The sequence below is a fragment of the Leptospira ellinghausenii genome (assembly GCF_003114815.1).
GTDB lineage: Bacteria > Spirochaetota > Leptospiria > Leptospirales > Leptospiraceae > Leptospira_A > Leptospira_A ellinghausenii.
This window is the reverse complement of sequence record NZ_BFAZ01000009.1, coordinates 331,746-353,625: the sequence shown is the minus strand read 5'-3', so window position 1 is coordinate 353,625 and position 21,880 is coordinate 331,746. Positions and strand designations below refer to the sequence as shown.

At 37.1% G+C, this 21,880-nt stretch carries 22 protein-coding genes; 14 read left to right on the top strand and 8 right to left on the bottom strand.

Features of this window, described 5'->3' with window-relative positions; all coding sequences use genetic code 11:
- Positions 1-13 precede the first annotated feature (13 nt).
- From DI076_RS10135 to DI076_RS20295, 4 genes are read left to right on the top strand one after another with little or no spacing between them, the layout of a single operon-like run.
- Entirely contained in the window at positions 14-862 is an 849-nt protein-coding gene (locus tag DI076_RS10135; protein WP_108959781.1) for an aminoglycoside phosphotransferase family protein, read from the top strand.
- Positions 859-2,463: a glycerol-3-phosphate dehydrogenase/oxidase gene (locus DI076_RS10130; RefSeq protein WP_108959780.1), complete on the top strand. Its 1,605-nt coding sequence runs from the start codon at positions 859-861 to the stop codon at positions 2,461-2,463. The genes DI076_RS10135 and DI076_RS10130 overlap by 4 nt, the downstream gene beginning before the upstream one ends.
- A gap of 59 nt (positions 2,464-2,522) precedes the next feature.
- Complete coding sequence (locus DI076_RS10125; RefSeq protein ID WP_108959779.1) at positions 2,523-3,452, top strand: MBL fold metallo-hydrolase; 930 nt, start codon at positions 2,523-2,525, stop codon at positions 3,450-3,452.
- Positions 3,449-3,907, top strand: coding sequence for a DUF4430 domain-containing protein (locus DI076_RS20295; RefSeq protein ID WP_245918367.1), 459 nt, complete (start codon positions 3,449-3,451; stop codon positions 3,905-3,907). Before DI076_RS10125 ends, DI076_RS20295 begins: the two co-directional genes overlap by 4 nt.
- Positions 3,908-3,914: 7 nt before the next feature.
- Here DI076_RS20295 and fliE read toward each other — a convergent pair whose 3' ends face one another.
- The 5 genes from fliE to DI076_RS10095 form a co-directional block, all read right to left on the bottom strand.
- The gene (fliE, locus tag DI076_RS10115) at positions 3,915-4,280 is read right to left on the bottom strand and encodes a flagellar hook-basal body complex protein FliE (RefSeq protein WP_108959778.1); all 366 of its coding nucleotides are present in this window, start codon (positions 4,278-4,280) and stop codon (positions 3,915-3,917) included.
- A gap of 95 nt (positions 4,281-4,375) precedes the next feature.
- Positions 4,376-4,837, bottom strand: coding sequence for a flagellar basal body rod protein FlgC (flgC, locus tag DI076_RS10110; protein WP_012387770.1), 462 nt, complete (start codon positions 4,835-4,837; stop codon positions 4,376-4,378).
- A 10-nt stretch (positions 4,838-4,847) separates the two neighbouring features.
- The gene (flgB, locus tag DI076_RS10105; protein WP_100718381.1) at positions 4,848-5,279 is read right to left on the bottom strand and encodes a flagellar basal body rod protein FlgB; all 432 of its coding nucleotides are present in this window, start codon (positions 5,277-5,279) and stop codon (positions 4,848-4,850) included.
- Positions 5,280-5,536: 257 nt separating this feature from the next.
- Positions 5,537-6,406, bottom strand: a complete 870-nt coding sequence (locus DI076_RS10100) for a sterol desaturase family protein (RefSeq protein WP_108959777.1) — start codon at positions 6,404-6,406, stop codon at positions 5,537-5,539.
- Positions 6,407-6,520: 114 nt separating this feature from the next.
- Entirely contained in the window at positions 6,521-7,597 is a 1,077-nt protein-coding gene (locus tag DI076_RS10095; protein ID WP_245918366.1) for a helix-turn-helix domain-containing protein, read from the bottom strand.
- A 100-nt stretch (positions 7,598-7,697) separates the two neighbouring features.
- Between DI076_RS10095 and DI076_RS10090 the strand changes: the two genes are divergently transcribed.
- From DI076_RS10090 to DI076_RS10060, 7 genes are all read left to right on the top strand, one after another.
- The gene (locus tag DI076_RS10090) at positions 7,698-8,822 is read left to right on the top strand and encodes an MlaE family ABC transporter permease (RefSeq protein ID WP_108959775.1); all 1,125 of its coding nucleotides are present in this window, start codon (positions 7,698-7,700) and stop codon (positions 8,820-8,822) included.
- Positions 8,819-9,586, top strand: a complete 768-nt coding sequence (locus tag DI076_RS10085) for an ABC transporter ATP-binding protein (protein WP_108959774.1) — start codon at positions 8,819-8,821, stop codon at positions 9,584-9,586. Before DI076_RS10090 ends, DI076_RS10085 begins: the two co-directional genes overlap by 4 nt.
- Positions 9,583-10,530 (top strand): MlaD family protein, encoded by a 948-nt coding sequence (locus DI076_RS10080; protein ID WP_108959773.1) that lies wholly within the window; start codon positions 9,583-9,585, stop codon positions 10,528-10,530. The genes DI076_RS10085 and DI076_RS10080 overlap by 4 nt, the downstream gene beginning before the upstream one ends.
- Positions 10,531-10,535: 5 nt before the next feature.
- A complete protein-coding gene (locus DI076_RS10075) occupies positions 10,536-11,147 on the top strand; it encodes an ABC-type transport auxiliary lipoprotein, LBF_0736 family (protein WP_108960903.1) in 612 nt (203 codons plus the stop codon).
- A 159-nt stretch (positions 11,148-11,306) separates the two neighbouring features.
- Positions 11,307-12,494, top strand: a complete 1,188-nt coding sequence (locus tag DI076_RS10070) for a sterol desaturase family protein (protein ID WP_108959772.1) — start codon at positions 11,307-11,309, stop codon at positions 12,492-12,494.
- Between the two features lie 12 nt (positions 12,495-12,506).
- Entirely contained in the window at positions 12,507-12,929 is a 423-nt protein-coding gene (locus DI076_RS10065) for a VOC family protein (protein WP_108959771.1), read from the top strand.
- 3 nt (positions 12,930-12,932) lie between these two features.
- Complete coding sequence (locus DI076_RS10060) at positions 12,933-14,177, top strand: BaiN/RdsA family NAD(P)/FAD-dependent oxidoreductase (RefSeq protein WP_108959770.1); 1,245 nt, start codon at positions 12,933-12,935, stop codon at positions 14,175-14,177.
- Here the strand turns inward: DI076_RS10060 and pyk are convergent.
- Positions 14,170-15,606: a pyruvate kinase gene (pyk, locus tag DI076_RS10055; protein ID WP_108959769.1), complete on the bottom strand. Its 1,437-nt coding sequence runs from the start codon at positions 15,604-15,606 to the stop codon at positions 14,170-14,172. The two genes, DI076_RS10060 and pyk, sit on opposite strands and share 8 nt — an antisense overlap.
- 91 nt (positions 15,607-15,697) lie before the next feature.
- On the opposite strand from pyk, the gene DI076_RS10050 reads away from it, so the two are divergent.
- From DI076_RS10050 to DI076_RS10040, 3 genes are read left to right on the top strand one after another with little or no spacing between them, the layout of a single operon-like run.
- Entirely contained in the window at positions 15,698-16,597 is a 900-nt protein-coding gene (locus tag DI076_RS10050; RefSeq protein ID WP_108959768.1) for a histone deacetylase family protein, read from the top strand.
- On the top strand, positions 16,597-17,412 hold the full coding sequence (locus tag DI076_RS10045; protein WP_108959767.1) for a hypothetical protein: 816 nt from the start codon (positions 16,597-16,599) through the stop codon (positions 17,410-17,412). The genes DI076_RS10050 and DI076_RS10045 overlap by 1 nt, the downstream gene beginning before the upstream one ends.
- Before the next feature lie 28 nt (positions 17,413-17,440).
- Positions 17,441-18,553, top strand: a complete 1,113-nt coding sequence (locus tag DI076_RS10040) for a SpoIIE family protein phosphatase (RefSeq protein WP_108959766.1) — start codon at positions 17,441-17,443, stop codon at positions 18,551-18,553.
- Here DI076_RS10040 and DI076_RS10035 read toward each other — a convergent pair.
- A complete protein-coding gene (locus DI076_RS10035) occupies positions 18,510-20,126 on the bottom strand; it encodes a dolichyl-phosphate-mannose--protein mannosyltransferase (RefSeq protein WP_108959765.1) in 1,617 nt (538 codons plus the stop codon). The two genes, DI076_RS10040 and DI076_RS10035, sit on opposite strands and share 44 nt — an antisense overlap.
- The gene (locus tag DI076_RS10030; RefSeq protein ID WP_108959764.1) at positions 20,123-21,859 is read right to left on the bottom strand and encodes a hypothetical protein; all 1,737 of its coding nucleotides are present in this window, start codon (positions 21,857-21,859) and stop codon (positions 20,123-20,125) included. The genes DI076_RS10035 and DI076_RS10030 overlap by 4 nt, the downstream gene beginning before the upstream one ends.
- Positions 21,860-21,880: the final 21 nt, after the last annotated feature.

Sequence of the window (21,880 nt, the reverse complement as noted above, 5' to 3'; positions counted from 1 at the left end):
AGCAGGATTTGAAATGAATTCCTTTATAGAACTCAACAAAGAAAATTTAGGTGTTCCCTTTGCGATCGGTAGGTCAGCGGATTTATACGCATTACCGAACAACCAAGTCTTAAAGCTTTTTTTCCCTACGGCAAATCCAAAAGAAATAGAAGCAGAATATGAAAACACAATAGAAGTGAGTCGTTTGCAGGTCACAAAAATGCAATGTTATGGAAAGGTGAAAATGGGAGAACGATTGGGAATGATCTTTGATCGTTTGGAAGGAATTTCTTTGACCAAATTGCCTGACAAAAATCCAATCGAACTTTTTCGCATTGCTAACACATTAGCGAACTTACACTTCCAAATCCACCAAACTAAAAGTGAAAAACTAAGAGATATCAAAGAGATTTTAAACGATTGTTTGGATGCAAAACCTTTGGAGTTTCTCAGTGAAGAAGAGAAAAAAATCATTCGTGAATACATCAAAAACTTACCTGAAGGAAACTCTGTCCTGCATTTGGATTTTCACCCAGAAAATGTCATCGTACAAGATAAAGATCGGATTGTCATTGATTGGATGACTGCTGCTAAAGGGAATCCTTGTGCGGATGTTTCCTTCACGAAGCTTTTATTTACAGATGCTGAGTTATGGCCAGGAACTCCCAAACTCAAAATACTATTTTATACCCTCATCCGAAAGTTCATCTTAGGTGGGTATCTTAAGACATCCAAACACCTAAGTGGCATTACTGATTCGGATCTGAATCGTTGGAGATTGTCCTCTCTTATTTTGCGACTTGGACTTTGGGATATTGCAAGTGAAAGGGAGAATTTAAAACAACAAATCAAAGTTTGGCTTGCGAAAGGAGGGAAAGTTTGACTCTGAAATTAAATCGATTCATTGAAACCTATGATGGAGAGTCCTTTGATGTTACCATTATCGGTGGTGGCATTACGGGAGCGACACTCGCTTATGAAGTGGCAAGCCGTGGGTATAGTGTTTGTTTGTTAGAAAAAAAAGATTTTGGCGGCGCCACTTCCGCTGCAACTGGAAAACTCATCCATGGTGGTCTTCGTTATTTAAAACAATTTGAAATTGGACTCGTCAGAGAAGCATTAAAGGAACGAAGGAATTTATCAAATATTGCACCTAACTTGGTGTATCCGTATCCCATGATCCTTCCAAAACCAGGATTCGTTGCAAGACTTGGTTTGTTTGTATACGACTTGTTGTCTTTTGACAAAACTTGGACTTGGGATAAATCTAAAAAAATACCAAATCATCAATACCTCAAACGAAACGAACTACTCAAACAAAATTTAGGAGATTATGAAGACGCCGCTTATTTCTACGATGCCATTTGCCTAAGCCCAGAACGTTTGACTCTTAGTTTTCTGAAGTCTGCTGTATTGTATGGTGGAAAAATATCCAATTATACAGAAGTGAAAGATTTGTTATGGGATGGAAGTCGTGTAGTTGGTGTGACTGCCATGGATATGATTTCTAAAAAGGAAGTTACGATTCGTTCCCAAGTTACGGTCAATGCTTCAGGTCCATGGACACAAGATGTTTTGGCAAAATCAAAAAAAACAGAAACAAGTTTTCCAAAACAACGTTCCGAAGGGATTTACCTCATCACAAAACAAGTTACACCCATTATGACTTTGTTTGTGGGTGATAGAGGTCATTTTAGTTTTGCTCCATGGCGAGGCCATTCTATGATTGGGCCAACAGAAAAGTCTTACTTTGGTAAGGTGGAAGATTGGAAACTCACTAGGGAAAGTATATTGGAATTTCTTGATTATATCAATGAAACATCTCATTTAAAAGAAAAACTAACACTTGAAGATGTTTTATTTGCGTATGGTGGGTTACGGCCACTTGCTGAGGCAGGTGATGATACTTATTCTGCCTCAAGGAAATCAGAATTGTATGACCATGTTAGAGATGGAATTGATGGACTCATTACAGCAGCAGGAGGCAAATACACAACAAGCCGTCAGTTTGCCGAAACGATCTTTCGGTCGATCCAGAAAAAAATAAAAAAACGAGCAATTAAAAGTATATCCGCCAAACAACATTTATATGGAAGTCATATCCTCGATATAGAATCTTTTATTGCAGAAGCAAAAGAAAAACACAAAGGTTTTTTACCAAAAACGATTGATTACCTGATTCGCCATTATGGTTTAGCTTACGAAACAATTTTATCCATTGTGAAAGTGGATCCATATTTAGGTACAGTTTTAAATGAAGATGGAGAGATCCTCGCAGAAGTTGTGTATGCGATTCGATTTGAAATGGCAAAAACCTTATCTGACATTTTTTTGCGACGTACGGGGCTTGGAACTCTTGGTCTCCTTCCCAAGGAATCTATAGAGAAAATGATACAAGTGGTTGCCAAGGAATGGGGTTGGTCAAACTCACAAATCGAAGAAGAAACAAAATGGATCGAAGACAGATTACGATTGCCCGTTTGAGTGGTTAATGCATAGAATTTAAGCTGACAAAGTAGTTCTTTTGACCATACTGTATGACTATGGGCACTTTTATCACCATTGATACAGAATACGCTGATTTAAAACAAGTTGCTTCTGCTTATCTCATCGAAGAAGAGGGGTATGGGATCGTTGTTGAAACCAATACAACCCATGCGATTCCAAAAATCCTTTCTGTGATGGACAAACAAAATGTCAGTCCGTCAAACTTAGATTATATTATTGTGACTCATGTCCATTTAGACCATGCGGGTGGGGCTTGGGCATTACTTGAATCTTGTCCCAATGCAGTGTTACTTGCACATCCTAAAACTGCCAAACATTTGATCGACCCAAGCCTTCTCATCAAAAGTGCAACCGCCGTGTATGGAAAAGAGAATTTCCAAAAATTATATGGCGAGATCAAACCCATTCCCAAAGAAAGAGTGCGTGTGATGGAGGATGGAGAATTTTTGGATTGGAAAGGCCATAGTTTCGAGTTCATTTATACCAAGGGTCATGCAAACCACCACTTTTGTATCTATGACAAAAAACTAAATGGTGTTTTCACAGGAGATTCGTTTGGAATCTCTTACCCCCATTTGGAAAACGGAAAATCATTTATTTTTCCTACCACAACCCCAACAGACTTTGATGCCAAAGAAGCCATCCATTCCATTGATTTAATTTTAGGAACAGGGGCTAATGTTTGTTATTTGACTCATTTTGGAGAGATCCAAAATCTAAAACAAAGTGCTGAAGACTTAAAAATTGGATTACGTCACAGCCAGAATGCCATCCTCGAACTCAAACAAGTCCCAAAAGAAAATCGACTTTCCTTTATGGAAAAACAAGTGGAGTTGATGATAAAGATTTTGGCCAATCGAAATTCGGTCACACTCACTGAGAAAGACTGGTCTCTTTTGCGTTTGGATGTGAACTTAAATGCACAAGGATTGGTGTATGCCTTTGAGAGAAACGAAAAGAAGTGAACCGATCTAAAAAAATGACAAAACAATTCACGTATCCCATTCATCTCAGTGTATTACTAGGATTGTTTCTGATCACAATTGGAAATTGTAAACTCACACGTTCCTCCCATAAACCAAAAGAACCCGAAATCCAAATTCAGTTTTTGTCAAAAGACTATGAAGAAACTAAGTCCATACCTTCGTCTTTATTTGATCGAAAGGATTTACTTTTCCTTCTTGCAGAATTGTCCAAAAACGAAGATCCTTCTATGAGGTTTATTTCTACTAACCGTACGGAAGAAATTATGGAAGTAAATGGAATCCGAAACTCTTGGGATGCAGGTTGGGTAGTGTATGTAAATGGGGAACGAATTGATTCCGTTCAGATGAAAAAAGGGGTAAAGGTTGGACCAAACGACCAAATCCAAATTCGATTCGAAACCGTCGAACGAGTGTTTGGCCGCCCAATCCCTTAAATTTTGATTATCTTAAAGTTGTAAGTTCTCTGTAAGCTCTCACAAATCCATCTGACATGGTTTTGGCGAAGGTGAGTGAGATCCTTGCTTTTTCTGCCGCGATCATCACGTCATGGAGTTCCACTGAGTTTGGATCAAACACGATTTTTTGAGTGAGTTCGTCCGCTTCCACTTGTTGGTCATTCACTTGTTCAAAGGCTTTTTTCAAAGCATCTGCAAATGTGCCGGCCACTTCGTCAGGGGATTTGGCTTCATTGGTTTTTCCATAATGGCGATCATCCGAACGAAGGATTCCGACTTTGTCTCCTTGGGGGAGAAGGGAATGTGGTTTGTATGATTGAGAGGAAAGTGATGTGATGCGGTCAATGGACATGGTGGTTTCTCCTTCCCATCATCGGTTTCTGCTCCAAAATCTGAAGTAAAAAATTATGTCTCATATAAAAAAGGACTTAAAAAAACGACCGAAACTTACGCTCGGCCGATTTCCATGGCTTTGTTCATCATGGCTTTGGAACCATTGATGAGTTGGACATTTGCTTCATAGGAACGGGAAGCAGAAATCATATCCGTCATCTCGGTGACGATGTTGATATTCGGAAGTTCCACATACCCTTTTTTAGGTCCAGTTTGGATGGCATCAGGGTGAGTGGGGTCGTAGGTCAAACGAAGAGGGCTCATGTCCTTCTCAATTTTCATCACCTTTACCCCTTTTCCTTCGCCAGGAGCCACTCCAAATGGATACACAGGGCTTTTCCATTGGGTGCGGAGGTTAATCGGTGTTAGGATGACACGGTCACGTCTAAAAGGGCCATCTCCATTGGTATTTCTCGTTGTTGTAGAGTTAGCAATGTTATTGGAGATCACATCCATTCGGAGTCTTTGTGCGGAAAGACCCGTGGCAGAAATATTAATCGAATCAAACATACCCATCGTTTACTCCTTAATTGGTTCTCATCACAATGTTAAGCAAACGGTTGTTTTGGTTTAACCGATCAATCATGATATTATAACTCATTTGGTTTTGGTTGGACTCAACCACTTCCTTTTCGATGTCCACATTGTTTCCATCTGGTCTCATAGTCGTAAGGTAATCCAAATTAGTTTTCGGTTTGGCATCGCGGTAGTCAAGGGGCTTAAAAAATTCTATATGACGGTCGTTTGTGATTTTCGTTGGAACTGCTTTGTCTTTTTCAATTTTTTCCGATTCAATCGCACGTTTTAACATGGATTCAAACACTACTTCTGATCGTTTGAAATTAGGAACATCCGCATTGGCAATGTTATCGGAGATCACCTTACGTCTTTGTGTCGCCGCGCCAAGCCCTCGTTCCAAAAGGTCTTGAGTTTTCATGAAATGTGTTGCTTCAAACATATTTCTCTTCCTCTCTACTTTCCCTTTCGGACGGTTTTCCTTCCTCCTAAAGACTTTTATGTCGCTTTTCGATGATTTTTTTGGGGCGGCCCCGATGATTTCTTAGAACCGAATCGAATCGTTTGACGGGTCGGGCTCTCCCTGCAATCCTCCCGAAAGTTACCCTTGTAAAATTAAATCCTTACATTGGTACCCGGGAGGGATTTCCGCTCGATCCTTGCCGCAGAATGGGGAAGGACATGTTACTGGAATCGAAGTTAGGAGGTTACTAACCCTGATTCTGCTTTGATTTTCCCTTTCCTTTCTCTTTCACTCCGTTTTTTTTCCCTCTCACCGACCACTTGTTCGTAATACTCTTCGTAATAAGGAAAGTTGGTCCCCATCACTCGGTCCCAAACATTGAAATACAATGAGTAATTTCCATGGAACTTTTGGTGGTGGAGGTTGTGATGAGTGGAACTATTGATCCATTTTGTGATCGGGTGTGAGGCCCAACCTTTGGGAAAAAATTCATACCCAAGATGCCACCAAATATTGAGGATCATCGCATAAAAGGTGTGGAAAAGAACTACATAAAAATGAACAGGCACAAACATCACAAAAGGGACAATATAAATTGCTTCTAAAAATGCTTCTGTCGCCTGGAACCTGTAAGCAGCCAAAGGAGATGGATTCACTGATTGGTGGTGTTCCGAATGCACATGTGGGTATACTTTTTTCAAATGAGCAAATCTATGCATCCAATAGAACCATGTCTCGTGCCATACCGTGATAAAGAAAAAACTGATAAAAAGATAACTGATTTCCCAGACACCCGAAACAGATCCAAAGTACACTCCACTCGGAACTATTTTTGCTTTCATCAATGTGATGTTTGTCACAGCCACCATGGTGAAGACAATGAGAGTGACAGCAGATTGGCGAAATTCTTTCCAAACTTTTTCTGCTTTTGGGTAGAGTTTTTGGATTCGATAGGTTTCAAAAAAATCCTTTCGCCAAACATAGAATAGGAGGAAAGCCAATCCTGCAATGGGATAATAACGAATAAAATTTAAAATGCCTTGGGCAAACCCAATTTTGGTTACACAATCAAGAACCAATTCACACTGAACGGGACCACCAAACATACTTCTCTCCTGACCTACTTTAGACTAAAGACCAGCATACACTGTTTTGTCCATGGAATCGACCGAATCGGTCAATTCGGAATGAAAAAAGTTTCCGAATCGGTCCGTTCGTTTTTATTTTTTTAGATTCTTACGGTATTCACTCGGACTTTGCCCTATCTCACGTTTGAAAGCATCATAGAATGTTGATTTGGAAGGGAATCCAACTTCATATGCAATTGTGAGAATGTTTTTTTCTGGATGGTTTGCAAACAATGATTTTGCTTCGTTGATCCGGTAATGATTGACTAAGTGGAAAAAACTTTTTTTCACATAAGAATTTAGAAATTCAGAAAGTTGGTGTTCTGACAAACTCATATGTTTTGCCAATTTTTCCAAATTAATCGTTTCATCTAAATATACTTTTTTTGTTTCCATGAGAAAATTCAAACGATTGTGAAGGTCTTCTAAGTTAAAAGATCCCAATTGGGATGTTTGGTATTTTTTTTCTTCAATGACAATCCTTTGTACTTCACCCCAAAGTTCAGGACTTTTTTGTCGTAATAGGTAAATACTGATAATCAGACAAGATAAGAAAAAGGACACTATTTCCAAACCATGTTTTGCATGGAAAAATAAAGTATATACTCCAATTGCACTCACCAATGCACCAAAACCAACAACGAGTCCCACCAAACGGAGGTGAGCTGACTTTTTGAATGATTCCCAACGAACGTAATGAACCATATGGGAAAAAACATAGTATGCAGAATAAAAAATAGGTAAAACAGCAAGTAAGATGATCAGTTGGAATTTAAGAGGAACTCCGTTTTGCAAATAAGAATTGTGAATTGTTATTTTAGTTTCAGCAGAAGAAAGATAAAAAGGAAACATCAGGATTAATACGAAAACGGCAGGAGCCAATTCCCAAATGGAAAATCGATTTTTATCTGGGTTTTCATTCCAAAGTTCTGAAAAATATTGTTTTAATAAAGAACCTATACTTGCAGTGAATGGTAAATGTACCAAATAAAAATGTGGATAAATTTGATACAGTTTGGTGCTTGCTAAATAGGTGTGAGTTTGGAAAAAGGCGACAAATAAAAATAACAATCCTTGCACTTTGGCCTGCCGGCTCGCATTTGTCCTAAGGAATTCGCCAATGGCAAATAGGAAGGATAAACCTGCTGAAAATGCAATCAGTTGGATCATAAAATTGCCCATAAATATAGAATGATCTAAAGAATGCTTTAGAATGTAAAATAAAATCACTTGCCTAGTGTTCGTTCCGAATTAGTTTTACGTTTGAAACGTGGAATCTAACCAAAGACAATCTTCATTTTTGTGGGAAGGAAATACCTTAGAAATTCACTTACCTGAAATTTTTAATACAAAAGAAGTTTCAAAAGATTGGGTTACTTTTTTAGAGAGTATAACCAAAAACACTCCCAGAAATATCTCAATATTTGCTCAAAAATTAAAGGAGTCTGACTCATCTGGAATTTCATTTCTAAAATTAGTAAAGACAGAATGTGAATCTAAAAAAATTCAGTTCGCCTTGCATGGATTAGATGAAAAATTCCAATACCGACTCAACATCACTAATGATGATAGCAAAAAATACCAAGAACAATATGCAGTTGCCCTTCGCAAATCAGAACAAATTGGAAAACTAACCATCGATTCCTTATTGGAATTCAAATATCTAATCACTTTTACGGGTGAACTTACTGTTTCCTTTTGGCGTTCTTTTCTACATCCATCCAAGATCCGATGGAAAGATAGTTTCCGTGTAGCGGAATCCATGGGTGTGAATGCGTTTCCCATCATCGCCATGATTGGATTTTTACTGGGACTCATCATGTCTTTCCAATCTGCCATTCCGATGAGAAAATTTGGAGCTGAGATTTTTGTTGCAAACCTAGTCGGATTGTCTTTATTCCGAGAACTGGGCCCCCTTATGACAGCCTTTATTTTATCGGGAAGGTCTGGTTCCGCGTTTGCTGCAGAACTTGGAACGATGAAAGTATCAGAAGAAATTGATGCTTTGACAACAATGGGTCTTCCCCCCGTACAATTTCTCATCATCCCTAGGCTTGTTGCCTCTCTCATCGTCACACCTCTTCTTACCATTGTGTTTAATTTATTTGGTCTCATTGGTGGAGCTGTTGTGCTTGTGAGTTTTGGATTCCCTCTCATTACGTTTGTAAACCAAGTGAACATTGCCGTTGGGCTTTCCGATATTCTAGGGGGACTCTTAAAATCTTATTTTTTTGGAATGATCATAGCTTCTATCGGATGTTACCGAGGGTTAAAAACAGCATCGGGAGCAGGTGCGGTCGGTGAATCCACCACATCAGCAGTGGTAGGTTCGATCATATTAGTTTCCATCTTAGATGGAATTTTTTCCGTCCTATATTTTTACTTACGCATATGAAAGAGAAACCAATCATTCGTGTCGAACACCTAACAACTGGATATGGTCACTCTGTGATCATGGAAGATATATCTTTTGATGTTTATAAAGGAGAAATCTTCGGCATACTTGGTGGTTCTGGTTGTGGAAAATCAACTGTGCTTAAGAACATGATTGGCTTAACAAAACCATTCAGTGGAAGGATTTGGATTGATGAGGATGACATCGTTCTTGCAGAAGGCAAACAAAAAGTCGCAATCTGGAACCGAATCGGTGTTATGTACCAACAAAGTGCATTGTTTGGTTCCATGTCTCTTTTAGAAAATGTGCGACTGCCATTAGAAGAATTCACAAACTTACCATTACCCATCATGAATGAGATTGTCATGACCAAACTAAAAATGGTAGGTTTGTTTCCATTTGCGCATTTGAGTCCCTCCGAATTATCAGGGGGAATGAAAAAACGAGCTGCCATCGCCAGAGCAATGGCAATGGATCCTGAAATTATTTTTTTAGATGAACCAAGTGCTGGTCTTGACCCCATTACCAGTGTAGAACTTGATTATTTAATCATACGTTTGTCGAGAACCTTAGGAGTTACATTTGTGATCGTTACACATGAATTACCATCAGTATTTACAATGGCTGATCGTGTGATTGTGTTAGATAAATCAAAAAAAGGAATCATAGCCGAAGGAAAACCTAAAGACTTAAAAGAAAAATCAAAAGATCCTTTTGTTAGACAATTTTTCAATCGAATCCCACAGGAGAGTGCTCCCTTATGAACCAATCCAATAAAATCTATTTCAAAGTTGGAATTTTTGTTTTAGTTAGTTTTTTTACTCTAATCCTTTTCCTCATCGTATTCACGGCTGGTAATATTTTCCAAAGGTCAGTTAGTTTGGAAACTTACTTTGATGAGTCGGTCCAAGGTTTAGATATAGGATCTCCTGTGAAACACAGAGGTGTAAAGGTTGGAACCGTCCAAGAAATTACATTTGTACAAAATGAATATGCAGACAAACTAAACGAAGATACGGCTCTTCGGTATGGAAGGTATGTTCTCATTAAAATGTCCGTTCCCGATTTTGTGAAAGGTGTATATGGAAACGATTTAAAAAAGACGGTAGAAAGGATGATCCAAAGTGGTCTTCGTGTACGACTCGCCTCACAAGGATTAACTGGTACTGCATATTTAGAAGTGGATTATTTGAATCCTGAAAAAAATCCTCCTTTATCCATTGAGTGGGAACCAAAAACAGTTTATATTCCATCAGCTCCAAGTACCATCTCAAGATTTACAGCATCTGTTGATAAGTTCTTTGATAAGGTAGAAAAAGCTGACGTAGACAAAATTCTAATGGGTGTTGGTGATTTGATCAAAAATTTAAACCAAACGATTTTAGATGCAAGGCTTGGTGACCTTTCCCGGGAAGCAACTTCTTTACTTGTGGACCTACGGAAAACGAATGGAGAAGTAAAAGCGCTCATCGCAAGCCCAGAAACCCAAAATCTTCCTAAAAAATTAGACCAATCTGTTTCACAATTACAAACAACACTCAAACGATTGGATACATTGCTTGCAGCAAACCAAGGTGATATTTCTACTTCCATTGAAAACTTACGAATTGCTTCAGAAGACTTAAAAGAAGTGACATCAAATGCGAAAAAATATCCTTCCCAATTTCTATTTGGAGATGCACCAAACAAGTCTAAACTTTGGAAATGATTTTCATGAAATTTGTAATCCGCATATTTATAGTTAGTTTATTTAGTATTTTTTTCACCCAATGTTTTGGTGTAAGTAAAACGTTCCCCGAAAAAAGATTTTTTTTAATTGAGACAAATAATGCAAAACAGTTGTTTTCTCCTCCGAAACCAAGAACCTTTTTTGTGCGAAAAGTATTTATCTCACAAAGATTTGAAGGAAAGGAGTTTGTTTACCGAAGGGATAATGCCGTTTATGAATCTGATTTTTATAACGGATTTTTTATTCCTCCATCGCATAATTTCAAAGAAGAATTTTCGAAATCACTGATACAATCAGGGAATTTTGAATGGGATGCAAATTTACACACAAGAGTGAATGTAACTCATTACATCGAACTAAATTTATCACAATTGTACGGAGATTTTCGATCCAAAGAACCAAAGGCTGTTGTGGAATTTGAAGTTGTTGTTTATGAAGATATGAACAGTATTTCTTCACCAGTGTTTCGAAAAACATACAAACAAAATATCACAATTGAAAAAAAAGATGCAGAAGCACTTGTCATTGGTTGGAATTCCGCACTCAATAATGCATTCACAGAATTGAATATAGACATCAGTAAACAATTAAAATGATTTTCATGTTCGTTATTGCATTTATATCGCAATCAATAATGAACGCAACCTTTGGGGATAAACGCAAAATTAAATTTAAAACAAAATAGAAAATCCTAGGAAAGGTACTTGCTTCCATTTCTTCTTTCTTATCGATAGGTACATCGTTAAGGTAAGTTTATGAGACTGATTGAATCCATTGTTCCTTTTTATTTTCTACTCATGATCATCGAGATTGTTTACACTCGAATCAAAAAAAAAGAATTCTATTTTTTTGAAGACTCACTCGCAGATTTGAGTTTAGGTGTTTTAAGCCGAATCTTCGATGGTTTGGTATTACTCGGTCTTGTGTTCGTTTATGATAAACTCTATCATTTATCTTTTGGTGTAGAAACACTCTCCAAATTCTACTTAGCTCCATCTTCCATTTTGCATTGGTTGGTTTTATTTGTAATATTGGATTTTTTGTTTTATCTTGCCCACCGATATAGCCATGAAATTAAAATTTTGTGGGCATCTCACGTAGTTCACCATTCCAGTGAAGAGTTCAATTTGTCCGTTGCACTTAGGCAGTCTTTTATCAGAAATATCGGGATAGGTATCTTTTATTTACCTCTTGCTCTTTTGGGTTTTCCTGTTGAATCTTATTTGATCATCGATGCCCTCAATCGTACTTATCAATTTTGGGTGCATACTCGTGCGATTCATAAATTACCCAATTGGTTTGAAGCGATATTTGTCACCCCATCCCACCATAGGGTACACCATGCGATGAATCCTGAATACATTGATAAAAATTACGGTGGCGTATTTATTTTCTGGGATAAAATTTTTGGAACTTATTGTGAAGAAACATTTGAACCGAGATATGGACTTACAACGCAACTACATAGTTATGATCCCATTAATGCCAATGTACATGTATTAAAAGATTTATTCTCGGATTTGATTCATACGAAAAATAAATGGCAAGGGATTGTTTCCTTTTTTTCCTATCCATCTGTACGCCCCGATGATTTACAAGCGGTGATGGACCGAGGTGTTAGAGATCCTAAACTGTGGTTGTCACACCATTATTTAGAATTAACAAACAAGGTGCATAACCCAGTATATCACAAGGCATCAGGAAATATTTTGTATCGAGTGTTTTTGTTGATCCAATTCGTATTCCCCACAACACTCACTTTGTATTTCTTAAAACGTATGCACTTATATAGTCTTTTGGAAGTATCTTCTGTATTTGTTTTGTTAGTTTTTTCGTTCTATTCCCTAGGAAAATTATTGGAAGGGAAAAAAGAGTGGCTTTCGGTTGAATTTCCTAAGTATTTCTCTTGGCTATTTCTGCTCTTATATTTTTTTAAATCGTAGAAGCACAAAACTATGAAGTATTTACATACGATGATTCGTGTCCAAAATTTGGAGAAAGCTCTCCATTTTTTTGTCGGTATATTGGGCCTGAAAGTTTCTCGCCAGAAGGAATACCCAGAAGGTAAATTCACTCTCGTATTCTTATCCACTGGAGAGAAGGATAGTTCTGAAATCGAACTCACTTATAATTGGGAACAAGCTGAACCATATTCGGTAGGAAGGAATTTTGGTCACTTGGCATACGAAGTTGATAACATTTATGAAACTTGCGAAAAAATCCAATCGATGGGAGTTGTTATAAACAGACCACCTCGGGATGGCCGTATGGCATTTGTTAGGTCACCGGATCTGATTTCCATTGAGTTATTACAAAAAGGAAATCCCTTACCACCAAAAGAACCATGGGTTTCTATGCCAAATACGGGAGAGTGGTGAGGTTTGGGTAAAAAACCCAAAATAGCAATCATTGGCGCGGGTGCTTCTGGATGTTTTGTCGCCATACAATTGTTTGATGCTTTCTCTGGAAATGTTTCCATTGAAATTTTTGAGAGGAGTAAAGAACCTCTCGCTAAACTTCGTGTATCTGGTGGTGGCAGATGTAATGTAACGCACCAGTTGTTTGATCCCGAACAACTGTCACTCCGTTATCCGCGAGGCCAAAAAGAATTACGTTGGGCATTTGAAACCTTCCAACCAAAAGACACAATCGATTGGTTTGCCAAAAGAGGTGTAACTCTGAAAGCAGAAGCCGATGGCAGGATGTTCCCAACTACAGATAAGTCAGAAACCATCATCGATTGTTTTTTGAATGAACTAAAAAAAAACAAAATCCCAATCCACTTCGAACAAGGATTAGTTGGAATTTATAAAACGGAAAAAGATTCCGAATCATTTCGATTATTATGGGAAGGTGGTAAAGAGGAATTTTTTGATGCCATTGTCCTTGCAACAGGTTCAAACCGAAAAGTTTGGAGTATGGTGGAAAAACTGGGACATTCCATTGTAAACCCAGTGCCTTCTTTATTTACGCTAACGTTAGAAAATACTGATTTGATGGAATTAACAGGATTGGTTGTTCCTAATGCAGAACTTAAAATTTTACCAAAGGGAAGACCTCAAAAAGGTCCAATCCTCATTACCCATTGGGGTCTCAGTGGTCCATGTGCACTTCGCCTTTCGGCTTGGGAAGCAAGGACTTTATTTGATGCCAACTACCGAGTGGAATTGTCTGTAAATTGGGTTGGTGGTGAATCCACTCAATTTGTTGAAGATCAGTTTTTGAAAAAAAAAGAAACTTCGCCTAGTGAAAAAATTACGCAAGATCCAAATTGGAAATTACCTTCTCGATTTTTTGAATGGATATTAAAGGAATCAGAAATTCAAGCAAACAAACGTTATTCGGATTTGAGTAAACCAGAAATTAGAAATATATCCTTAAACTTAACACAAAAAAAATTACAAATGGTTGCAAAAGGTGTTTTTAAAGAAGAGTTTGTGACTGCAGGTGGAGTGAACCGAAAAGAAATCCAATTCCAAACTATGGAAAGTAAGGTTTGTAAAGGATTGTATTTTGTGGGTGAAGTGATCGATGTAGATGGTATCACCGGCGGATTTAATTTTCAAAATGCTTGGACGACAAGTGTCATTGCCGCCCAAGGACTTCGGAAAACATTTGTTATTTGATTTTGTGAATCTGGATAAAATCAACTGTTTGTGCCACTGAACCTGGAGCACCTGACAAAATCACAACCGTATCTCCCGACTTTAGTTTCCCTTCTGATTTTAATGTTTTACTCATAAAGGATATCATATCAGGGAACTTATCCATCATTGGCATCACATAGGATTCAACACCCCAAAACAATTGCATCTTTCTTGCTGTACCTAAGAAGGGAGTGAAAGAATAAATTGGATTGAGTGGACGAAACTCAGATGATAACAAAGAAGAATAACCAGACCTTGTGAAGTTGATAATGGCTTTTGCATGTATGGATCTGGAAATTGATTCTGCAGCACTTCCAAGAGCCGTACGTTCCACTTCAAATTCGGAACGATCCATACTCCTTAAGTGTGACAAATAAATTTCTGATTCTTCTGCAGCTTGGATAATGCTAGTCATAGTTTTAACAGTTTCAACGGGATATTTTCCAGAAGCAGTTTCGCCAGATAACATAACTGCATCGGTTCCATCCATAACAGCGTTTGCCACATCACTTGCTTCGGCTCTCGTTGGTCTTGGATTGTCGATCATAGTCTCTAACATCTGTGTGGCGGTGATCACTGGTTTTCCTCTTTGATTGAGTTTTGTGATCATTTCCTTTTGGATAATGGGGACATATTGTGTGTCAAGTTCTACCCCTAAATCACCTCTTGCTATCATGATACCGTCACAATGGTCGATGATTTCTTCGATGTTTTGAATGGCTTCCGGTCTTTCAATTTTTGCGATCAATCCTGCGTAACTGTCTTTCATAAATTGGCGTGCCATTTCTAAATCACTTGCTCGTCTAACAAATGATAGGGCAATGTAATCAACTCCCAGTGAAAGTGCAAATTGGAGGTCTTCAATGTCTTTTTCAGAAAGGGCAGGTGCTGAAATGGGAGTCCCTGGTAAATTGATTCCTTTATTGTCTTTTAAGACTCCACCAATTACCGTTTCCAAAATGGCTCGTTCTTTTGTTTTGGATTTTACAACAAACGCAAGTTTTCCATCATCGATGAGGATTTTATGTCCAACATCGATATCGTTCAGAATGTACTGGTAGGTACATCCGATTTCCTCTTTGGTTCCTGAAAAATCTGCTTTGTTGTTGATGGCGATTTGGTCACCCGATTTTAACTCGATAGGGCCTGTGCCCAATTTCCCTGTGCGTATTTTTGGACCCTGTAAATCTGCTAAAATCCCAATTGATTTTCCCGATTCTTGTTCACATTCACGGATCAATTCGAAAATCTCTTTGTGGTAATCATGAGTGGAATGGGAAAAGTTCATCCGAGCAAGGTCCATACCTGCATAAATTAAATTGAGAATAGTTTCCCGATTCGCTGAGGCAGGTCCAATGGTACATATAATTTTTGTGCGTTTTTGAGGGATTTTATCGTCTACCAGCATAGACCCAAAGCTTGGCTTTTTTGATATTTCCTGCAAGTAAATTGTATGGATTGAATTGACTTGTGTCATTTTTCGCAGAAATATCAATTTAATGGCATCAAATGCACTTGCTCTCATTTACCATTCTTCGTACAACCTCGAATTACCTGGTCATGTTTTCCCTGCACATAAATACTCACATCTTTATAACCGCGTCAAAAGGGATCCTGTTTTTGCATCATGGGATATCCTCTTACCAAAAAAAGCAGATGATGCTGATTTAGAGTTAGTTCACACCAAAGAATACCTCGACGATCTTTTCAGTTATGAACATACTACACGTACGATGAATTCTGAATTACCGTTAAATCGAAGTATTGTGGAAAGTTTTATGTATGGAGTGGGAGGAACAATGTATGCAAGTGTTCTCTCCGACAAACATCAGTTTGCTTTCAATATGGGAGGCGGATACCATCATAGTTTTCCTGACAGAGCTGAGGGATTTTGTTACTTGAATGATGTTGCGATTGCCATTCGGAAACAAAAGGAATCCAAACCAAATTTAAATGCGTTGATTATTGACTTAGATTTACACCAAGGGAATGGTAATTCGTATATTTTTCAGTATGATGACAAAGTTTTCACATTTTCGATGCACCAAGGCAATCTTTACCCTAAGAAAGAAATATCTAACTTAGATGTGAATTTGGAAGCAAATATAAAAGACGATGAATACCTTTCCATTCTCAATACTTCATTAAATCAAATCCGAAAGGATTTTGATGCAAATATCATTTATTATGTTGCAGGGGCTGATCCTTATGAGGATGATTCTCTTGGAGAACTAAAAGTATCCATGAAAGGGTTAAAAGAAAGAGACGTGATGGTTAAAAAATTTGCTGAATCACTTAACATCCCTTGCGTTGTGACTTTAGCTGGTGGTTATGCAAGAGACTTTCGTGATACTGTTGAAATTCATTTTAATACAATCGCTGCATTTGGTGAAAAATAATGGGAGTTTTTTCTTCTACAGACAAAAAGAAAAACCAATCTGATTGGTTAAATTTAGATGATTTGTCATTAGTAGATGTATCAAAAGAGTTAAATACTTCCTTAAACATGGAACCCAAACTTTTTAATCGTTTCACTCATTATGAAGTGGAACAGTTGTTAGTAAGTTCGGGGATGATTTCTGCTGTAGAAAAACGTGGTTTTCTCAATCCCATCATTGAGCTCGAAATTCTCAATGATTTTGACAATCGTATTTATATCAAAACTGAATCAAAAAAGATTTTAGTTCACACACGTCTGAAAGTTTCACAGTTCCAATTAAAAGGTGATGACGAACAGTTCCCAATGATCTATATCGATTGGTTACTCACTCAAAACTTAAATTTTGAACCTGGTGATATTAAAAAGGAATTGTACTTTGGACAGGAATACCCAGGACTAAATGTTCTAAATGAGTTTACGGATTTTATTCGTGTCCTTTCAAAACGCCTAGGAACTTCTGGCGCATTTAACGTTCCTGAATACTTCCATGACGCTGTCTTGTTTTCCCGAAAATTTCGTTTCATTGATCCTGAAAAAGAGGGTACATTTCGTGCGCTGGTTAAAAATTTTCGTGGCACAAATCTTCGCAGTTTATCGTCTCAAATCCATCAAAACAGAGTTCAATATGAAAATGGTGAACATTATGAATGGAAATATGGGGAAATGATTTCATGTACGGACCCATATCTTGAAAAAAAAGTTTTCCATGAATCTTATTTCCGACGTGTAGATGAGGTAAAAGAAAAACTAAAATTCCGATTGGTCTCAAAATAGGCAGATCAAAAACCGATAATCATGGTAGATGTCCGAGTATTCTTTCAAACCTGAAATTCTCATCATAGATGATGATACCGAAATCTGTGAAACTTTGGAATTGATTGTCAATGGTTTAGGTTACTTTGTTCGTTACTTCACAAATCCCTTACAAGGATTGGAATACTTTGAAAGGGAAAAAAATCCAATCGTATTCTTAGATGTCAACATGCCACAAACTTCTGGTTTGGAGGTATTACCTAAAATCAAGGCAATCGATTCCAAAACCCAAGTGTTAATGATGACGGGGGAACATGACATTCAAACTGTTGTTTCCTCTTTGTATCACCGAGCATCGGATTTTATATTAAAACCATTTCATACAAAATCTATTGAAGCGGCCATTTCAAGGGCATTCGAGTATTATAATTTTTTAAAAGATAAAGAATCAATGGATGAATCGATCAAACGTGATCTCAGGCTTGCTGCCAAAATTCAGTCCAAAACAATGAATTTACCCCTTTTAAAACGTAAAATTTATTCTGAAATCAAACCTGTTAGTTTTGTATCGGGAGATTTTTTTCAAGTCATTCCACTCGATGAAAACAGAACCTTAATTCTTATGGGAGATATTGAAGGTCATGGTGTGACATCTGGACTGATTGCAATCCTTATGACTACCATTCATAAAGAACTAGCTCGAACGACAACAATTGCTCCATCACAATTATTGTCTCGTTTGAATCGAGAGTTGTGTAATGAAATCGGCACTCATAGTATGACAGCGATTAGTATCGTAGTCGATCATATTGAAAAATGTATTACTTATGCAAGAGGTGGACATCCTTTTCCCATTGTTTTCCAAAAAGACAGTCGAGCTCCCTTAATCTTACAAGACCAATCAGGACAGATACTTGGGATCTTGAAGGAAATGGAATTTGCAGAAAGTAAAATCCAGGTTGAAGTTGGAGACATTTTATTTTTGTATTCGGATGGACTCCTTGCATCGAGCACTCACCCTCTGATACAAACACTTGTGCAATTGCCAGGTGGTGAAAATCGAATTGATGCAATGAAATCAGAAATTTCGAATTACATCCAATATTTGGAAACATCTTCTAAAGCTTCGGATGACATATCTTATTTGCTTCTAGAGATTTGAGATACAGTACATTTGTTTTGGTAGCTTCTGTTAGGAAAATATTCAATTTCTCTTTCGATTGAAATGTCCCATTCAAAAAACCTTCTCTCCAATATTTTCGATGAACTTTCATTGATTGAATGAGGGATTCTTTTTCCTTAAAATCACATAACTGATCGGTAATGTATTCTCCCTTAAAAAATAAAAAATCACCCTTTGCAAAAAACTTTTTTTCTTCCTTGGGTAAACTTTGGATGAATGATTGATTTTCAATCGAATACTTTGTGATCGCTTTTTTTGTGATTTGCCAAACCAATTCATCTTTTGGATTCGTTTTTGAAAGTTCGAAGGCAGATACCATAACTAAGGTTACACTAAATAGAAGCAGAGGAACCCATTCCACTGGTAATTCTTTTTCAAAGTTCCAATATAAAAATGCCAAAACTGTAATTGGCAACCAGTAAAATCCCATTAAATCCCAATCCGCTGGGAATCCTAATTGTGGGTTGTGTAAAAATCCATGGAGTATAAAGGCAAAAGTCGTAACGAGTAATAGTTTGTGGTTTGGTTTTTGGATAAACTGATTCCATTTTTCTTTTTGAAAACGCCATTGGTAGATGAGAAAATAAGAAGAAAAAGAAACATTCCAATAGAGTACAGAGAAAATCTCTTTGATATGAGTAGTTGAAACCCAACGTCTGATGGGATAAAAAGGAGGATGGATGAGATGTGTGCTATTTCGATCAACCGTCGGATCGTGGAATATACTAAAATAGACAAACCAAGGGAATAGAATGATGGATCCAAGGAAGGTACAAATCACTAGGTGTTTGAGTTTTTTCTCTTTCGGTGAATGGAAAATCCATAAATAAACAAGGCAAATCACCAAGTATCCCGAAACCAGATGAAATAACATTGATAAGGCGACAATAATCGTGCTGCCATATAGTAATGTATCACTATCTTTGGGATCTTTTGCATATTGATTTAAAAATAGATAAAGAACTAAGTGTGCCACTGTGACTAATGTATAGTTTTCAGCATACCCGAAGGTAAGTAAAATTCCACCTGAAGAAAGTAAAACAAAGATAGAAAGATTTTTCTGTTTCTTTTTTCCTAACCATAAAAATCCAGAGAGGATCAAAATCCCTGCTAGATAGGAAAGGATTGTGTAAGACAGGATCGGGTCTTCATCAAATTGAAAATACGAAAGTATACTGGTGAGTTTGCTATGTAGGATACTTTCTAGAATTTCATCCAAGGTGAATTGGAATCCAAAAAGTTTTGTTTCTAAAAGATTGGTTTCGAGAAGTAATAATCCATCCCCCCAATTCCGATTGCGAATTGGAAACCATAACATCAATAAAAAATAAAAACCAGCAATACTCCAGTTTGGTGGAAGGTACTTTACAAAACTCTTTTCCTTAAAAATGTCTTTTTTGCTGATAATTAGCACAATCGTTTGTAAGGAAATAAAAAATGAAGATATGTATAGGTAAGTGATTTGATCACTTGGTAAAAACCATGGTTTGGTGGGAAAAAACAAAGTGATGAAAAGGAATAAATAAGGTAAGTAGAGGAATAAATATTTCATTGTGACTCGTTTTGGTAATATTCTTCTGGAATTTCTTCTGCTGCTATCAATGGAAAATGACCCTTACGGATATTAAAGAAAAAAAGTTCAGGTATACTATAAAAGATAGTTTCAGTTCCTTCAGAAAATTTTCGTCCTTTATCAATTGGTGACTTGATAAAACCAATTCCCGTATAACCCAAACCATAAACCACATTGGCAAAACCCAAAACAGGCCGACTCCAAATGGATTCTTCAGTAAAAAATAAAAACGAATGGTCCATAGGATTGGATCGGTATATCTTTGAAGTAGGGACAAAACGTTCTACAATGTATTTCTCTTCCCAATCTTTTATATTGTTTCGTTTTAAATTGCGGTAAGATGGATATAATTTTATTTCCTTTGTGTAATTGTTAGAACTCAATTTTTTTGCAGCCACTGATGGAATAAAATTGAGACCAAAAATTGAGTTTGATAAAGGATCCCAAAATTGTTCTCCTCCAATGTTTCCTTCTGGAAACATTAAATTCAAATAATAAAATAATTCATTCGTACAGTTCTGGAAAACCAAATTGTATGAATACAACTGTCGGATCTTTTTTGTATAAATTTTTGCCTGGTTTTTTGTGTGTGTAATGATTGACTCTGGCTTTGTATTTGGCGACTTATTCGTTTCAATTAGGTATGGATTTTTTCCTACCCAATTAAACTCGATGCCTTCTGTATATGTTTTACCATCCATAAAACTTTGGTAATGTGATAAAAAAGTTTCCCAATTATAAAATTGAATAGGATGGTACCCACCGAGAAAATCCTTCCTTTTTTCCAAGAATAGGGATGCGTATTCTTTCTGTTTGGTGCTAATGACGGCACTCGGAAGTTCGGTGAATTCTAAATATGAAAATCCGGTAAAATTCTTTTTCGGGAATACAATTTGTTTGTCATCAATCGATTTTTGTAGATACAAAACACGAAGTAATAAGGTTAATTCTTCCCAATCTTGGCATTCGTTTGAAAGGATGCAGGATTTTAACTCTTTGATGAGTTTGGATTGGTATCTTTTCCATATAAGGATTTCTTCATTTGTGAGATTAAACTCTTTTCCTTCGAGTGTAACAAATGCTTGTTCATACAATAGAACTGGATTTTGTAAAAACTTTCGTACAAAGAATTTACGTTCCCATTGGATCATTTGATTTGTACTTGTTTGAATGGTGGATACAAGACGAAGGGGAGAGGATGTATCTGGTAAGATGATTGATTCACTTGTTTGACTAGAGATTTTTTCTAGTATATTTAATTTCAATTGAGCCAGTTGTTCATTGATATTTTTGAATTCTTCCTTTTGGAAGTGGAATTGTTTTGGAATGGGAGAGTTTGGGTCTAGGATACTCGTAAAGTATCCAAATCCAACCCTAGTATTTTGGAAGTAGTCTTCTTTTTTATAGCTTTCGTTTGATTCCGAGTCCTCTTCTAATATTTTTTGGTTTTGGATATGTGTTTCTTGGACTAAATAAAGTTCATTCCATTTTTGGCGTAAGGTTTGTTTGGCGGAAGGTGATAAGTTCCATTTGTAAAATTCAATATTTCGATTTTCGATGACTCCATATTGGAACCGAAAATCATTCCAATTTTCTCTCACAATATGAAAGATTTGGTCTTCAAATGAGTATTGTAAGTGGTAAACTCGGTCTCCTAAAAGGAGGGCAGAATGGCCTCCACTGGATTGCCCAGAATTGGAATCAATGTACAAAAAGCCAAATTCATTTGGTTG

What these genes read in the sequence shown, in the direction of transcription:
- DI076_RS10135 (WP_108959781.1), top strand. Translation starts at nt 14, where the DNA reads ATGAATTCCTTTATAGAACTCAACAAAGAAAATTTAGGTGTTCCCTTT.
- DI076_RS10125 (WP_108959779.1), top strand. Translation starts at nt 2,523, where the DNA reads ATGGGCACTTTTATCACCATTGATACAGAATACGCTGATTTAAAACAA.
- fliE (WP_108959778.1), bottom strand. Translation starts at nt 4,280, where the DNA reads ATGTCCATTGACCGCATCACATCACTTTCCTCTCAATCATACAAACCA.
- flgC (WP_012387770.1), bottom strand. Translation starts at nt 4,837, where the DNA reads ATGGGTATGTTTGATTCGATTAATATTTCTGCCACGGGTCTTTCCGCA.
- flgB (WP_100718381.1), bottom strand. Translation starts at nt 5,279, where the DNA reads ATGTTTGAAGCAACACATTTCATGAAAACTCAAGACCTTTTGGAACGA.
- DI076_RS10100 (WP_108959777.1), bottom strand. Translation starts at nt 6,406, where the DNA reads ATGTTTGGTGGTCCCGTTCAGTGTGAATTGGTTCTTGATTGTGTAACC.
- DI076_RS10095 (WP_245918366.1), bottom strand. Translation starts at nt 7,597, where the DNA reads ATGATCCAACTGATTGCATTTTCAGCAGGTTTATCCTTCCTATTTGCC.
- DI076_RS10085 (WP_108959774.1), top strand. Translation starts at nt 8,819, where the DNA reads ATGAAAGAGAAACCAATCATTCGTGTCGAACACCTAACAACTGGATAT.
- DI076_RS10080 (WP_108959773.1), top strand. Translation starts at nt 9,583, where the DNA reads ATGAACCAATCCAATAAAATCTATTTCAAAGTTGGAATTTTTGTTTTA.
- DI076_RS10075 (WP_108960903.1), top strand. Translation starts at nt 10,536, where the DNA reads ATGAAATTTGTAATCCGCATATTTATAGTTAGTTTATTTAGTATTTTT.
- DI076_RS10070 (WP_108959772.1), top strand. Translation starts at nt 11,307, where the DNA reads ATGAGACTGATTGAATCCATTGTTCCTTTTTATTTTCTACTCATGATC.
- DI076_RS10065 (WP_108959771.1), top strand. Translation starts at nt 12,507, where the DNA reads ATGAAGTATTTACATACGATGATTCGTGTCCAAAATTTGGAGAAAGCT.
- pyk (WP_108959769.1), bottom strand. Translation starts at nt 15,606, where the DNA reads ATGCTGGTAGACGATAAAATCCCTCAAAAACGCACAAAAATTATATGT.
- DI076_RS10050 (WP_108959768.1), top strand. Translation starts at nt 15,698, where the DNA reads ATGGCATCAAATGCACTTGCTCTCATTTACCATTCTTCGTACAACCTC.
- DI076_RS10045 (WP_108959767.1), top strand. Translation starts at nt 16,597, where the DNA reads ATGGGAGTTTTTTCTTCTACAGACAAAAAGAAAAACCAATCTGATTGG.
- DI076_RS10040 (WP_108959766.1), top strand. Translation starts at nt 17,441, where the DNA reads ATGTCCGAGTATTCTTTCAAACCTGAAATTCTCATCATAGATGATGAT.
- DI076_RS10035 (WP_108959765.1), bottom strand. Translation starts at nt 20,126, where the DNA reads ATGAAATATTTATTCCTCTACTTACCTTATTTATTCCTTTTCATCACT.